The 14,675-nt window shown below is 61.5% G+C and carries 10 protein-coding genes; 5 read left to right on the top strand and 5 right to left on the bottom strand.

Annotated features, from left to right (window positions below):
* Window positions 1–233: 233 nt before the first annotated feature.
* From BQ17_RS19880 to gspD, 4 genes are all read left to right on the top strand, one after another.
* Entirely contained in the window at window positions 234–1,400 is a 1,167-nt protein-coding gene (locus tag BQ17_RS19880; RefSeq protein ID WP_089730122.1) for a PilN domain-containing protein, read from the top strand.
* Window positions 1,397–1,981: a type II secretion system protein GspM gene (gene gspM / locus BQ17_RS19875; protein ID WP_089730120.1), complete on the top strand. Its 585-nt coding sequence runs from the start codon at window positions 1,397–1,399 to the stop codon at window positions 1,979–1,981. The genes BQ17_RS19880 and gspM overlap by 4 nt, the downstream gene beginning before the upstream one ends.
* Window positions 1,978–2,631 carry a type II secretion system protein N gene (locus tag BQ17_RS19870; protein WP_089730118.1) on the top strand — a complete coding sequence of 218 codons (654 nt, stop codon included), beginning with the start codon at window positions 1,978–1,980 and terminating at the stop codon, window positions 2,629–2,631. Before gspM ends, BQ17_RS19870 begins: the two co-directional genes overlap by 4 nt.
* A gap of 112 nt (window positions 2,632–2,743) precedes the next feature.
* Window positions 2,744–4,852 carry a type II secretion system secretin GspD gene (gspD, locus tag BQ17_RS19865; RefSeq protein WP_089730116.1) on the top strand — a complete coding sequence of 703 codons (2,109 nt, stop codon included), beginning with the start codon at window positions 2,744–2,746 and terminating at the stop codon, window positions 4,850–4,852.
* Window positions 4,853–4,879: 27 nt separating this feature from the next.
* Here gspD and BQ17_RS21190 read toward each other — a convergent pair whose 3' ends face one another.
* The 3 genes from BQ17_RS21190 to BQ17_RS19850 all read right to left on the bottom strand — a co-directional run bounded on the left by BQ17_RS21190 (window position 4,880) and on the right by BQ17_RS19850 (window position 7,744).
* Entirely contained in the window at window positions 4,880–5,575 is a 696-nt protein-coding gene (locus BQ17_RS21190) for a hypothetical protein (protein ID WP_141699403.1), read from the bottom strand.
* Between the two features lie 125 nt (window positions 5,576–5,700).
* A complete protein-coding gene (locus tag BQ17_RS19855; protein WP_089730112.1) occupies window positions 5,701–6,102 on the bottom strand; it encodes an SCP-2 sterol transfer family protein in 402 nt (133 codons plus the stop codon).
* Window positions 6,103–6,223: 121 nt separating this feature from the next.
* The gene (locus BQ17_RS19850) at window positions 6,224–7,744 is read right to left on the bottom strand and encodes a Ppx/GppA phosphatase family protein (protein WP_089730110.1); all 1,521 of its coding nucleotides are present in this window, start codon (window positions 7,742–7,744) and stop codon (window positions 6,224–6,226) included.
* A gap of 652 nt (window positions 7,745–8,396) precedes the next feature.
* Between BQ17_RS19850 and BQ17_RS19845 the strand changes: the two genes are divergently transcribed.
* Entirely contained in the window at window positions 8,397–9,677 is a 1,281-nt protein-coding gene (locus BQ17_RS19845) for a DUF4214 domain-containing protein (RefSeq protein WP_176722534.1), read from the top strand.
* Between the two features lie 260 nt (window positions 9,678–9,937).
* Here the strand turns inward: BQ17_RS19845 and BQ17_RS19840 are convergent, their stop codons facing one another.
* Window positions 9,938–13,480, bottom strand: a complete 3,543-nt coding sequence (locus tag BQ17_RS19840; protein ID WP_176722533.1) for a mechanosensitive ion channel domain-containing protein — start codon at window positions 13,478–13,480, stop codon at window positions 9,938–9,940.
* Between the two features lie 295 nt (window positions 13,481–13,775).
* A complete protein-coding gene (locus tag BQ17_RS19835; RefSeq protein WP_089730106.1) occupies window positions 13,776–14,471 on the bottom strand; it encodes a hypothetical protein in 696 nt (231 codons plus the stop codon).
* Window positions 14,472–14,675 lie beyond the last annotated feature (204 nt).

Raw genomic sequence — 14,675 nt, 5'->3', positions numbered from 1 at the left:
GAAACGCAACCCGTCAAACCCTGTCCCGACGCAGGAGGGATCTTTCCCCCCAAACCGCGCCGAATCATTCAGGATTGCTTTTAACCAGACAGCTTCTAAATGGTCGCAACACCCGAGCGGTCCGCACAGCGGACCCTACAGTCAATCATTAGTGTAGGGTCCGCTGTGCGGACCTTTCTAAATGTCAACACGACCTAAAACACTACTTCACAGGAGATCCTTCCGTAATCCGAATGGCCATCACTGACGCTTTCCACTCGCTGCGTGCATCGGTCCTCGAGCGGCGTTCATCGCTCGACGGTTTTCTCGAACATGGGCGCGCGCTTCTCCTTTCCTGTCTACCGAACAAGCTGCGGCGTCTTCTGGCGCGTCGGGAACAGCGCCTGATCGTCGTGCCGATGGGCACGCAGGCGCAGGTGTTCGAGTCCCAGGATGGCGAAGAAGTGGCAGTGGGTGAGCTGAAGCTGAATCCGCAGGCTCCCGGCTCCTCGCTGGCGATGCTCGACGCTCCGCGGGGTGAGTCGGAGATGGGTTTGCAGACCCTCGGTTCCTTGCCGGCAGTGCTCGACGCCACGAAGGGTAGGCGTCGCAGGACGCTTGTTCGGCTCCCGGAAGGCCGGGTCCTGAGGCGCCGGGTCATGTTCCCCGCCCAGGTACGGGACAATCTGGTGCGGGTCCTGGAGTATGAGATGGATCGCCTTTCGCCGTTTCGGTCCGAGCAGGTCTATTTCGATTTTCGCACCCTGGAAGGCCCGGCGCCGGGCGGCAGGGTAAACATCGAGTTGGCTATCTGCCTGCGCGGTCAGGTGCAGGATTGGTTACAGCATTTGCATGACCGGAGGGCACCGGTGGAGCGGATAAGCTGGGAAGGCGCATGGCCGCAAGCAAACCTGTTGCCGGTCCGGGAACGCCCTCGGCGCAGCATATGGCCCTTGAGCATGAACACGCTGCTCCTGTTGCTGGTGTTATTGTTGGGCGTGGCGGTCTTGGGGACCCCCATCTGGCAGCTGCAGCGGACCCAGGACGAGCGCATGGAGCAGTTGGCGGACCTCAAGGTGCGGACCGAACAGGTACACGCGGCACGCACCGATCTCGAACGGGGTCGGCAGGGGAGTGTGGCGGTCTTGCAGCGCAAGCGGGAGCTGCCGCGGATAATCGACCTGATGCTAGAGCTCACGGACCGCCTCCCGGACCATACCTGGGTACAGAATCTGGACTACCAGGATGGGGAGATACAGATTCGCGGTGAGTCGGAACAGGCCACGGCCCTGATCAACCTGCTCGATCAGGCCCCCGGCATCACCGGGGTTAGGTTCCGCTCGCCCGTCGTTCAGGTAAAGAACAGCAATTGGGAACGCTTCCACATTTCCATGCAGTACGGGCGCCCGCAGGACTCATGAGCGAACGCACCGATCACAAGGGGATCTGCGTCCTCGCCTGGCTGGGGGTGTTGGCTATTCCCGTCGGGCTCGTCTTCGCAATCGGTTGGCCTTGGTTGGAGCGAGTGAAGGCATTGGAGCGGGAGATCGCGTCCCTTGACGAACGGATAGTCCGCCATCAGGGGTTGCTGCGGACACTGCCCGGGTTGCAGGCCGAGCTCAAGCAGGTGAGCGACAACAAAGATGTGAAGAATTTTTACTTCGATGCCAAGACCTCAGCGCTGGCCGGTGCCGAGCTGCAGCGTCAGGTGAAGAAGATGGTTACCTCCGCCGGTGGCCAAGTCATGAGCACACAACGCTTGCCGTCCCCTAAGGACGAGCAGCCACCCAGGGTGCGTGTGCGCACCCAGATTCAAGGCATGACCGACGCTCTCCTGGATGTGCTCTACCAGATCGAGCAGGCACGTCCGTTTCTCTTTGTGGAAAAGCTTTCCGTGCGTGCCCCCCCGAGGCAGCGTCGCCCGCAGCGCCGAGGCACCCGGCAGGGACTGCTTACCGTGCGCCTGGATGTCTTCGGATATACCTTGGGGGTGACACCTTGAAGACCTGGGTTGGCCTGCTCGCCCTTGCCTTGGCGCTGGTGCTGGTGTGGCAGTGGCACGACTGGCCCCCTGCGGCACCTGGACTCAGCGGAGCACCACCAGCGTCCCCCACTACTCAGGTGCCCTCACAGACGGCTGAGAATCCGCTCGATCGGTTGTCCCTACTCGAGGACAAAGAGAAGTACGCGCCTATCGCGGAACGGCCCTTGTTCCTGGTAGACCGCCGCCCGCCCGCGGGGGCGCCGAATAAAGAGGATAAGGTGAAACTAGAGCCGCCCTCGAATCTCGCGCGCCTCAACCTGAGTACCATCCTGATTACACCGTCGGAGTCATTCGCCTTGGTTTGGGACCCGGCGCAGAAGGCGTCGGTCCGGTTGCGACTCGGCGACGAGCTGGCAGGTTGGTCCGTCCGGGAGATCCTCCCGGATCGTGTGCAGTTGGAGCGACAAGGGGAACGGAATACGTTAGTATTGCGGGATTACAAGAACCTGCCTCCCCCCAAGAGAAGGCCGACAAAACCCAAGCGGACGCCACCACGGCCGCCAACCGCGAATAAAGGCGCGTCGCAGGCGCGCAGCCCGAAAAGCCGAATCGGAAACCGTCCGCCGGGAACCGCTAAGACGCCCCCCAACCGCCCGCCCGTTCGGTAAGTCCGTAAGCGGAGGCAGGGTAAGACAATCTTTATTATTGCTTTGAGTGCTTAAGTCAAGGGGTAGTGGCTTGCGGCGATCGCTGATCTGTGTCCTCGGTGTCCTTCTCGTCATGCTGAGCGCGTGCGAGCGCTCCCATTGGGATCCTACGGTCAAGGTCGGCGACCCCAAAGGGCACATCATCGGCAAGCAGGGCCCGCTCCGCGGGAGGGACACCAGGACCTACCCCGGCGGAGAACGCGGGGTGGATCTAGGGTCCGGCACCACCGCTCCGACCCCGAAGGATTCCATCGAATCGGGCACCGGGACCTTTGTGCGCAAGATCGCGCCGCCCGCGGCGGATACCACCCCCGGTGATGTCACGCTGAACTTCGACGGCACCGATATCCGGGAGGTGGTCAAGGTCATCCTCGGCGATCTATTGCAGGTGAATTATGTGCTGGACCCGAACGTGCAGGGGGCGGCTTCTCTACAGACCGGGCGTCCCCTGCAACGCAAGCACCTGATTCCCACCCTCGAGACCCTGTTACGGATGAACAATGCCGCCCTCGTCAACCGGGGCGGCACTTACGAGGTCGTACCCCTGACCGCCGTCCAAGGGCGGGTGATCCCGCAACTGGGCGAGTCCTCCCAAGCGTTGCCGGTGGGCTACAGCGTCCAAATCGTGCCCCTGCACTACATCGGGGCCGAGGAGATGAGCAGGATCCTCCAGCCCCTGGCCCCGGAGGGCAGCATCATCCGCATCGACAACCTACGCAACCTGCTGGTCCTGGCGGGGACCAGTCCGGAGATCGGCAACCTCTTGGATACCATCCAGGTCTTCGACGTGGACTGGATGTCCGGTCTTTCGGTCGGCTTTTTCACCCTCGACTATGCCACAGCCGGGGATGTGGTCACCCAGCTCAACAACCTCCTCGCCGATGAGAGCGGGAATCCCTTCAAGGGACTCTTCCATTTCGTACCCGTGGATAGCGCCAACAGTATTCTGGTGGTCTCGCCCCAGGAGCAGTACCTCAAGCAGGCCCAGAACTGGATCGAACGCCTCGACCTAGCCGAGGCGGCGGGGGGCGGTGAGGAGCGTCTGTTCGTCTACCGGGTCAAGCACGGCGACGCGGAGGAGCTGGCCGACATCCTGACCAAGTTGTTCGCTTCCGACCATAAGGACGGTCGCTCCGTCGGCGGCGTCGCCCCGGGTCTGCGCCGGACCTCCATCGCATCCGATAAGGGTAAGGACGATAAGGGTAAAAAGGGGGAGAGCGGCACCCAACGCCGGGCCAGTCCTAAGCGCACCGTCGCCGGCAACATTGAGCTCTCTTCCAAAGTCAGCATCGTCGCCGACAGCGTCAACAACTCGTTGCTGATCAGATCCAACCCGCGCGACTACAAGAAGATCGTCGACGCCCTCAAGCAGCTCGACCTGGTGCCCCTACAGGTCTTAGTCGAGGCCACCATCCTCGAGATTACCTTGTCCGGAAACCTGAAGTACGGGGTCCAATGGCAGTTTCGCGGCAGTCCGGGAGGCGGCTACAGTTTCGATTTCTCGCTCGATGGCCAGCATGATAACCAAAGCCAGTCGGGCATCGGCCCATCCTTTCCCGGCTTCAACTGGACCACGGTCCTGCGACCGGAAACCATTCGTTCGACCCTGAACGCGCTAGCCGGCGAAGGCCTGGTCAATGTGCTCTCCTCGCCGTCGGTGATGGTCCTGGACAACCAGACCGCCGAGATCCAGGTCGGAAAGGAGGTCCCCGTGGCGACCTCCCAACAGCAGGGCACCTCCCAGACGGATCGGATCATCAACCAGATCCAGTACCGCAGCACGGGCGTTCAGCTTTCGGTCACGCCACGGGTGACACCGGGCGGTCTGGTGCAGATGGAGATCAAGCAGGAAGTCAGCACCGTCGCCCAAACCGACAGCTCGGCCCTCGACTCCCCGACCTTCCAGACCCGCAAGATCACCAGCAACGTGGCGGTGCGCTCGAATCAGGCCGTCGTGCTCGGCGGACTCATCGAGGATAAGCGCGAGGAGAGCAATCAGGGCGTCCCCGGTCTCTACAACCTCCCGATCATCGGTCCCTTGTTCGGCGAACGCTCCAGAAAGGCGGATCGCACCGAGCTCGTGGTGGTGTTGACGCCGCGGGTGATCGCCAGCGATGCGGACCTCAAAGCGATCACCGATGACTTCCGCAGCCGGCTCAAGGGATTGGAGTATCGATTCTGAGAGCGAAGTTTCTCGTTACATCGGGAGCTATTCTTTCCCGGTCCCTTGACGACCGCGCCGCGGGAGGCGGAGGCGAATGCTGTCTGCGCCGTCCTCGCGGCTCATGGCGCTCAGGATAGCGTCCGGGGGTACCGACAACCGCTGGTTCGTAGTGCCGGACGAGTAGCTGAAGCTGCGCATGGATCCGCGGCCATCGTCAAGGCTGTCTTTCCGGGTCTGCTGAACGGAGTGCGTTCGGCTGAGGAGGATCCAGTGTCCTTGAGTACGGACCTGGACCGCTTCGGGCCCCATCCCCTCGAGCGCGATGGTGAGCATGTAGGCATCATCCGATGTGGCGCGGGAGATCCGGAATCCCGCTGGCCTTCCGAAGTCCCGCCCGCCGGAACCGGGGTATTCCCAGGGGGGATAGAATCGTGACCCGTAACCGGGGTCGGCGGGTGTAGGAGATAAGGCATTCTGGGGGGTATCCCTGTAAGGGGCGGATGCCTCAGGTCCGTAGCGGGGGGGCCATCCACCGGCATATCCGCCGCTTCGATCGATCGGTGGCGGACGACCGGGTCCATAGCTCCCAGCCCCAGCCCCTGTGGGCGGTTCCGGATATCCGCCCCGGTAGCCGGGACCATAAGGGCCATAGCCGTAGGATGTCCAGGCCATGACCGAGGGGGCCAAGCCGATACCCAGCGCTGCAATCAGAAGCCAAGTTGGCCGGATGTTTCTCCACATCGAAGCGCACCTCGCTTTTTACACTGAAGGACTCCTCTGCGACGGATAACTACCCGTCACCCCGGAACGGAAAGAACCCGCCAAGTGGCGGGCCGTTTCGCGTTCGATGGGCCGGATCAGTCGCCTTAGGTTCCCACCTTCCCCATCACACTGAAGCTCTTGACGAAGGGACCGGCCATGCGGGGATCCTTTATCATGCTCTTGTAGTCACCGACCTTGAACTTGAGCTTGCCGGTGGTATAGGCCATGCCCAGGCCCCCCATCCCGACCCCCTTCTCGATCCACTTGTCCCAGTTTTCCTTCTCGGCGCGCAAGTCCCAATTCATCTCACCGCCGCTCCAGCCACCGGCGCTTGTGCACTCGCCTTTCTCCACCTTCAGGAAACCGCGAGGATCGTCTTCGTCTTTGAAGCCGTAGCAGATGACGGAGTCGAAGCCGATATCGGCGAGCTTGTCCTTGATTTCGGGCTCAGCGTTCCAGGCGTCCTTAAATTTCTTCATCCACTCATCGGAAAAAAGTTCAGCCATTGTCGTTGGTCCTCCAAGAGATCTTCTAGGATGGCCGCCGCTCAAGGCGAGGCGCGGCGGCGAGTAGGCGATTCAGATTCTGATGGCGGGTCCTCGCCTCAGGTACTCGATTCTAACACGATCACCCATACTCCAACCTGATGTCCGCCGGTGCCAAGCGTTCCGCTTCCTGTTCCAGCTCCAAGCGGGTCTGCGGGTGATGGGACAGCCAGCCCTCGGGAAAGGTGAGCCTGAGTCGTTCGCCGTCCGGATTGAGCATGGGGCAAGGCTTGGTGGTTGGGGAACGTCCGCGGTGCAGCAAGACCGCCAGGCGGAGGATGATGCACAGGTGGCGTGAGCTGTCACGCACCGGCATGGGCAGCGCGAGAAATTCCTGACTCGGGAATTTGCGGCGATGGCCGAGCACCAGGACCGCCAGGACATTTTGTTCCTGCCGGGTAAAGCCGGACAGGTCCGCATTGCGCAGCAGGTAAGCGCCATGTCTTTGGTATTGGCTATGGCCGATCATGAGTCCGACCTCGTGCAAACGGGCCGCCCAGCCCAACATGCTCAGATGATCGGGGCTCGTGAGTCCCCAGGGTTGGGCGACCTGACCGTAGAACGCGATCGCGGTGGTCTTGATGCGGTCGGCGTGCTCCTCGTCCACGCCGAACCGTTGGCACAGGTTGCTCACGGTGCGTTGGCGCACGTCCTCATGTCGAATCCGCCCCATCATCTCGTAGATGAGGCCCTCGCGCAGGGCCTCCTGCGAGATTTGCATGTGCTCGATACCCAGGGTCGTGAACACAGCGCGCAGCACGGCCACACCGCCGGCGAACACCGGCTTGCGCTGTTCGGACAGGCCATCGAGATCGATAGCGCCGGATTTGCCGAATCCGATCAGGGCGTCCCGTAACCGGTCCAGGGACCCCGCGGAGATGCCGTCCATAGACCAGCCCTGGGCCTCCACCACCCTGGCGATCGCCCTGATGGTGCCGGAGCTGCCTACCGCCTGTTTCCAGTCGGCACGGCGGAAGCGTTCCCGCACCGGGCGGATTTCCAGCGCCCCCGCGAGCTCGGCCTGATCCATCTGTTTGGCGGATAGCCGGCCGTCGGGAAACCGTTCCCGCGACATGCTCACACACCCCATTTGCAGGCTCTCGCGCAACCGTGGGGTAACGCCTTCCCCGACGATCAGCTCGGTGCTGCCGCCGCCGATATCCACCACCAGCCGCCGCTCATCACCGGCGGCCAGACCATTGGCTACGCCCAGGTAGATCAGCCGTGCCTCCTCGCGCCCGGCGATCACGTCGATCGCATGCCCTAGTGCCTGCTCCGCCCGTTCAAGAAAGCCGAACGCAGGATCTACCTGGCGCAGGGTGTTGGTGCCCACGGCGCGAACGCTGTCCGGCGGCATTCCCCGCAGGCGCTGGCCGAAACGTTCCAAACAGGTAAAGGCCCGATCGACCACCGCGGGCAACAGTTGTTTGTCGTCCGTGAGCCCCTCGCCCAAGCGCACCATCTCCTTGAGGCGGTCGATGACCTGGAGGTCGCCGTCGGCGATGCGGGCGACGATCATGTGAAAACTGTTGGAGCCCAGATCGACGGCCGCCACCGGGTCCGGTGGAGATGCTTCCGTACTGGGGGGGGACCACGAAGCCATAAACTGTTCCCGCTTCAGAAGGTCCCGGCATAGTACCAAAATCGGCCCTCATCCATCGCCTTTGCCACAGGGTTCCCAGGGCTACCGAATGATAATTATGCTGAAACATAACCTTGGGTAATGGTTCAGAGCCCCCCCTGTGGTTGCTATCCTTGTCCGTGGACTGAAATGCCCTACAGGGCCTTTCCGATCAGAATTACAAGGAGTACACTTTTGCCCGTGTATCCCATTGATAAATTTGAATGAATTCACAGATCAGTGTGGGAGCTCCTCTTGCAATATCCTGAATCCGTGAGGTAAAAGTTAGAATTAAATATAACCCTATGATTTTACTGGATATATAGAGATTGGCAGTTTCACCTAGGGGGTGAAGTGACCAATTTCTAAATCTTGAGTGAAATCACTATGGTTAGTTCCAATCTCGGATTTTACCTCACGGATTCAGGAATATGACAAACAAAAATTCTTTCCACAAGACAGCTCCTCACTGCGGGGTAGTGTTATAACTCTGTTGTTTACGAGCACATAAGGTATTGATTAACATCGCTATTTGAACCCTGAGAAACAAAGTTAGAACACTACCCACTGCGGTATCGAAAAATTTCCGAGAAGCACTTCCTGATGTCTCTTTCTCAATAGAGGAGTTATGGCTATGACCCATCATCACGTCCACCACGGTAGCACAGGGGCCGATGCCGGCACACCACACGGAAACACCGTCCACGGGGGTTCCCATGCCCTGACGGCGGTTATGAAACGGGCCCCTCGATCCTGGGGAGTAATCTTGGGATTTCTGCTTGCAATCGCCAATCCAACCCCCAGCCTGGCCGATAACCAAGGGGACCTGATCGTGACGGGAGAGGGTACCGGAAGTGGTACAGTTACAGGTGATACAGTTGCAACAGATGGTACAGTTACAGAGGGGGTCATCGACTGCACGATCACGGAAGGTGTCTCCGACGCCTCCGGTACAACTTGCAAGTTGATCGACGTCACCAAAGTTGTGAGGCTGACTGCCAAGGAGGCACCGGGTAGTACGTTCACCGGCTGGAAGGATGAGGAGTGTGGCCCGCCAGGAGCAAAGGATGCTATGCAGAATCCGTGTGAGCTGCTTAGGGGTGTGTTTGATTTTGGAGATGTCACGGCTGTTGCCTCGTTCAAGTTGGAAACAACAACAACGACAGCGCATAGGTTGACGGTACAAGGCAGCGGAAGCGGAGATGGTAGGGTCTCAGGGAACGGGATCAGCTGTGCGATCAAAGCAGGTGTCGCCTCCGCCTCCGATACCTGCAGGATGAGCTTCGATGAGGGGACTTCCGTGTCGCTGACTGCCGAGGCAGACTCGGGTCATAAATTCACTGGTTGGACGGGTGGTGCTTGTAACCGTATGACGAATCCGTTGTGCGAGTTCACCATTGATAGTACGAAGACCGTCACTGCCAGGTTTAGTGTTGCGTGCCCGGCTGTCAACGACATCGAATGTGATGAGACGGCCAAGGATTGGACGCATAAATTCTACAGAAGCTATTACGGTCGCTGTGCCGAGTGCGGGGGATTCAAGTACTGGTGCAAAAAGATCGAGGAGGCGATAAGCCAGGTTCCGGAGGGGAGGGAATCGGATCTCACGCGGATCGTTACGGCCTTCGTGACCTCCCAGGAATTCACCGATAAGTACGGCGATATGAGCGACGAGGAGTTGATCAAAGCTCTCTATCGCCAAATGTTCAGTCGCGACGCGGAGCCGGGTGGACTGAACTTTTACCGTGGACGCATGGAGACCTACCGTCAGGAATGGCGCGACGCCCATGGCGGAGATGAGAAGGGGGCGACCGAATATGCCTGGTCTCGGATTGTCCTCGACATCCTGAACGGTATCCAAGGAGACGATCTAGACGTACTGGACGTCAAGATAAGCGCCTGTGTGCAGGATTGAAGCCGGAGCCGGAGTATCCGGGCCTTCCGGAACCCTCCCTTCCGGTGAGGTCTGCCTCCGGTGGAGGGTGTCGCAACAGCCCGTAGGATGTGGTGAGCGCCTACCCGCCCCAAGGACGGGGCGGGTAGGCCGCGAACCGCATCCTTGGAGCGTGCCGTGACTGCCCTGGTGTGGGACAGGCCGCCATCCATCGATGCGGTTCGGCCATCCCTGGCCTCACCGCATCCTACGCGAGCTGGCGACTGCATCTCGCCCATCTCTTATCCCTCCCGTGCTTTCTGTGCCTCGCCGGTGATGGCGATGCCGGCGGCGCGGAACTCCTGGTGGATGCTTTGATGCAGCCTGCTGATGACCGCGAGCCGATGCTCCGGAGAGTCCAGATAGCAGCGCAGGACCAGGGTGAGGGCGTTGCCTCCGAAGCCCTCGAAGGTGATGAGCGGCTTTGGGTCCATGAGGATCTGTTCGTTCTCCTCGACGACCGCTCGTAAGCGATCCAAGGCTTGTGGGATATCGGCTGCATAATTCACCCCCACTGTGATGACGATGCGGTTCATCCGATCGGACAGGGTCCAGTTGGTCAGGTGCCCGGTGATCAACGCCTTGTTGGGAACCAACAATTCTTGTTGGTCCCAACTGCGCACGATGGTGGCGCGGATCCGGATCTGGGAGACGACGCCGGTGGTGTTCCCGATGGTGACGATATCACCCACCCGGACCGGCCGCTCGAACAGGATGATGAGCCCGCTGATAAAGTTGGCCACGATCTCCTGGAGGCCGAAACCGATGCCCACGCCGAGGGCGGCCACGAGCCACTGTATCTGGGACCAGGAGAGCCCGAAGGTACTGAAGATGATAGAGGCGGCGGCGATGACGATGATATAGCCGGTGAGGGTCTTGACCGTGTAGCGGATACCCGCGGAAATGGCGATGCGCTGCAGCAGGGCGATCTCCAGGAAGGCGGGCAGGTTCCTGACCGCCACCGCGGCGGTGATGGTGATGAGCAAGGTCAAACCGAGGTCGGCCAAGGTCACGGGGATCACGTGCTCCTGGCCGTCCAGGGTCCCGGTGTAGGTCCACAGCGAGATGTCTTCGAAGACCGCGAGGGCCGGTAGGACATCGGAGTAGATCCCCCACAGACCGACCACGGCGGCCACCAACACCAGGCTGTTGACCAGGGTTTGGGTCCGGGTGTCCAGGACCGCCAGATTCACCTCGGGCTCCGCGACCGGCGGGACCGGGCCCAGGTGCGGCGGATCGCCCTGGCGGGCCGTTTTGCCCGGTGCCGCGGGCCGCTCGCCGGCCGCGCTTAGGGTCAACCGCTGCCGACTCAAGGTTAGCCAGCGCACGCTGAGTTGTTGGATCACCGTAAGTCCGAGAATGAGCCAGAGCTCGGCCACCAGGGAACGCATGAGGGTGCCGGCCGTATGGACATAGCCAAGCAGAGTGAGTACCGCAAGGACCGGCGGCATGGCTACGATCAGCGGGTACCACAGCGGGCTCAAGCGGCTGATACAGCCCTTGGGATTGGCCGCGAGATAGGCACTCAGGACACCCCGTTTCGGGTGGCTCAGGAACATGATGAAAAGCGCGGTCCCCACCATGACGACGAGCAGGGCGATCTGTTCCAGGCTGTCAGAATAGGTCGCGTGCCAATAGCTATGCGTGGTGTGGACCACGAAGCCGACCGGAACCAGGAACCAGATCACCCAGTCGAAGTGACGCCTGATGGTCCGCAGGGCCCGGCGCGACCAGCCAAAGTGCCGATCCGCTACGCCACCCGGGATGCACAGTAGGCGGAAGGCCCGCAGCGAAAACAGGGCGAATGCTACCTCCAAGGCGCCGTGACCGATGGCCTTGGTGAACGGCGTCGCCTCCAACGAGGCATCGAGTCGCCAGCCCAGGAGGACCAGCAGGAGCGGCCACGGGGCGGCGAGCAGGAGGGTCGAGCCAAGCGCCTTGAGGGTCAATCTGGTCCGGTCGGTACTTACCCAGCGGAGGGGGTGGGCAGTGGCCAGGATGGCGGCGCGGATAGCCCGCGTTCGCCACCGCAGCAACAGCAGGCCCAAGAGCAGCAACCATAGCAGGGAGGGGCTGGTTACTTCCCGGACGAGCACCTGGGCAACTTGCAGCCAGTTGTCCAGCGAGAAGAACCAGGCGATGGCCCCAGGCAGGACCTTCAAAGTAGCCGGACTCACCGGCGGGGCGCTGCGGACCCACAGGAGGTGCGTGGCGAGATAGTCGTCGTAGTCGGCGATGGTCTCTATGAGCCGGCTGGAGGCATAATCCAAATCGCCCAAGGCACGCAGATAGGTATCGGTGGCGGCGATGACCTTAGTGAGCAGCGATGCGCGCACTTGTGCCAGTTCCCGGAGCTCGTCGCGCAGGTCCGATGGTAGCGGTCCCTCATGATCCATCGTCAGCGTGGCGACGAAGGTGTCCGGGTCGCGCAGGCGCAACACCTCCTCGTCGTAACGGATCTGCTTCAGCATGGCAGCGGCGATCGCTTGCTCCCGTTCCTTTGCTTCCCTGCGGTAGGGACGCTGGTCGGGCAGTTTCTGCCGCCGGTCGAAGAGGATCTGGCCGAGGGTCTGGGTTAGACCCCCTATCTCCAGTCGCCGGCGGGTGTTGCGCAGCTCATCGCCGAGGCGCTCGGTCTCCGCGACCACCTGGGCCTGCCGGGTATGAATCCCATCATGAGCCGCGATGAACTCGGACAGCTCACCGGTGAGCTGCGCGTTCCGTGCGGCCAGATCCTCCAGGAGGGGATGCTTCCCGGCGACCTCCCGTTGGGCGGCTTCCGCCGCAACGCGGGCCTGTTCGGCCTCCTGGTGACGGTGCCGATCGAGCTGTTCCTCGAGCTGATGTTGCCGGGTGCGGAGCAACGCCAGCTCGTGCGTGGAGACGTCCCTCCGGGCCTTCAACAGGGCCTCGCGCGCCGCGTGGCTCAAGAGGTCTTGGTCCAACATATGGAGCTCGGCGCGCAGCTCCCGGCGGCGCGCCTGCAAGGCCCAGCGGCGGGCCTCGGTGAGGAGTGGTGGTTCTTCCTGCGAGAGCGGTAGACCGTTTTCGGCGTCGAGCCGTTCGAGCTCGATTTTGGCCGCGGTGATACGGTCGCGCAGCTGGGCGGGACGCTGCGACCAGGTCTCGAGTTTCTGCTCCAGCTCACCGAGCTTGGCCTCCACCGCGGCGGTATCGGCCCGATACTTGGTAAGCCGCTGTTCGAGTTCCTTGACCGGGCGCCCTGCCGGCAGCGGTTCGATTGCAGGCTCAGGGGCCGAGGCCTCGAGTCGGCGACGAATCTCCTCGGTCTGCTCCGGTGCCGTTTCCAGAGCCTCCACAAAGGTGGCGGTCCTGGCCTGGTAGGTCTCGGCAGCCTCCAGACTGCCTAGGGCCTTGCGGTATAGCTCGCTTAGTCTGGTTTTTGTGGCTTCGTTCAGGTCTGCGGCGGAGGCGATCTCCTTGCTCCTGCTCTCGATCATGTCCGGCGTGACCGCGGGGCTCGGCAGGTACCCGGGCTTGCCTGGGGTCGAGGAGTCCGCCTGCGGTGGCTGGGCTTGCAGCCCCCGGAAGGAAACTAGCAGGGAAACGAGCAACGCCAAGGCCAGGACCAACAGGGTACCCCCTGTGGTCGTTGATGCCTTACGGCGTCGCCTTCGATTCGGGTCGCCGGGGCGGGTTATCCGAGTCGTCGGGCCCGCGGGTGCACAGATCGGATAGCCTGGCCGGTAGGAGACATGACCGCGGGAACGCGTGTCGGCATGGGGAGCGGGCAGCCGGGATAACCGAATCCTTTTTTTCCGCAAATGAACGCGAATCGACGCAAATCGGCCACAATCGCTTGCCATCATTGACGATCCCTCATCCCGTCGCATCCATGCGTCCATTCGCGTCGATTCGCGGCTAACGCATCCGTGAAGGTCCTGCTCGCCTAGTATTATAGGCAGTCGAACGAGTCAAGTTTTGTGTGCGCTGCACAAAAAATTCATGCCTCGTCAGTTGTGTAATTTGAACCTCAGAGACACAAAGCGTTCCCGAGCATCCATTATGTCTTAGAAGCTGTCTAAAGACTAACTCATTGATTTTAAACCTGCATCCCGATCACCACAGCAGAGGGATGGGATTCGGGCCCGGCGGATTTTCGGCAGCCGAGGACGGTGAGGACGTGGTCATGCCGGGCGGTTGCGGCTTGGTATCCCTGGAGGTGATCTGCCGGGTCATCTCCCGGGTCACCAACAACCGATAGCCGAGCCGCCGGGCGGCAGGGAGCGCGTCACGGTCGATGACGAAGATGTTTATCGCCCCGGTGGAGGCACCGCACACGCTGATGTGGTCCAGACCGTCTGTGCCCTTGTAGCGCTCCGTCACCTCGATACCTGCATCTGCCAGCTCCTTTGCCATCGCTTCCAGGGCAACCTCACGACCCATTCCGCATTGCAGGGTCCCGTCGTACATGTAGATGCGGATGGTGTCCGCATCGAACACCCACAGCCCATAGCCGCCCGCGTCCGGGTTTTTCGCTAAGAAGGCGGACCAATCGGCGGCGGAGACCTCCATCACGTTCGCCTCCCCCGTGGGGGTACCGCAGCGGCTCGTCTCATGCTGCGGCAGCTTGCGCCTTGCGGCCGAGACCACCTTGACGCCCTGTCCGCGCAACAGGTCGGCGGCCTGATCAGGCGGTATGCCCGTACCCTCGACACATTGGATCGCCCCCGTGAGCTGATAGATAAGGATGGGCTTTTCGGCGACGGCTACCGCCGCCCACAACATCAGCAGGAGTATCGGAATTTTGTTCATGCGGTGCCATCCCGGTATCGATCATCGAGAAGGGGATTCGCCGAACCCTGGTACGTCGCAGGCCGGCGGTGAGGATCCCATTCTACAGCAGGCATGGGATCGGCTCACTGCGCATCCGGTTTGCCCGCAGGGCGGGCGCGTATAAATTTCTTTTTGATTAACAAGTTACTACCAGCCGTGTCGATTGGGCAAAGCCGGGAGCGC

It is taken from the genome of Candidatus Thiosymbion oneisti, assembly GCF_900092655.1.
In the GTDB taxonomy this organism is placed as follows: Bacteria; Pseudomonadota; Gammaproteobacteria; order Chromatiales; family Chromatiaceae; genus Thiosymbion; species Thiosymbion oneisti.
The sequence above is the reverse complement of the archived record's forward strand: the minus strand, read 5'-3'. Positions and strand labels throughout refer to the sequence as shown.

Bases quoted from the DNA above. Each gene is read 5' to 3' on its own strand.
- BQ17_RS19880 (WP_089730122.1), top strand. From the start codon at position 234: ATGGCCATCACTGACGCTTTCCACTCGCTGCGTGCATCGGTCCTCGAG.
- gspM (WP_089730120.1), top strand. From the start codon at position 1,397: ATGAGCGAACGCACCGATCACAAGGGGATCTGCGTCCTCGCCTGGCTG.
- gspD (WP_089730116.1), top strand. From the start codon at position 2,744: ATGCTGAGCGCGTGCGAGCGCTCCCATTGGGATCCTACGGTCAAGGTC.
- BQ17_RS21190 (WP_141699403.1), bottom strand. From the start codon at position 5,575: ATGTGGAGAAACATCCGGCCAACTTGGCTTCTGATTGCAGCGCTGGGT.
- BQ17_RS19855 (WP_089730112.1), bottom strand. From the start codon at position 6,102: ATGGCTGAACTTTTTTCCGATGAGTGGATGAAGAAATTTAAGGACGCC.
- BQ17_RS19850 (WP_089730110.1), bottom strand. From the start codon at position 7,744: ATGGCTTCGTGGTCCCCCCCCAGTACGGAAGCATCTCCACCGGACCCG.
- BQ17_RS19845 (WP_176722534.1), top strand. From the start codon at position 8,397: ATGACCCATCATCACGTCCACCACGGTAGCACAGGGGCCGATGCCGGC.
- BQ17_RS19835 (WP_089730106.1), bottom strand. From the start codon at position 14,471: ATGAACAAAATTCCGATACTCCTGCTGATGTTGTGGGCGGCGGTAGCC.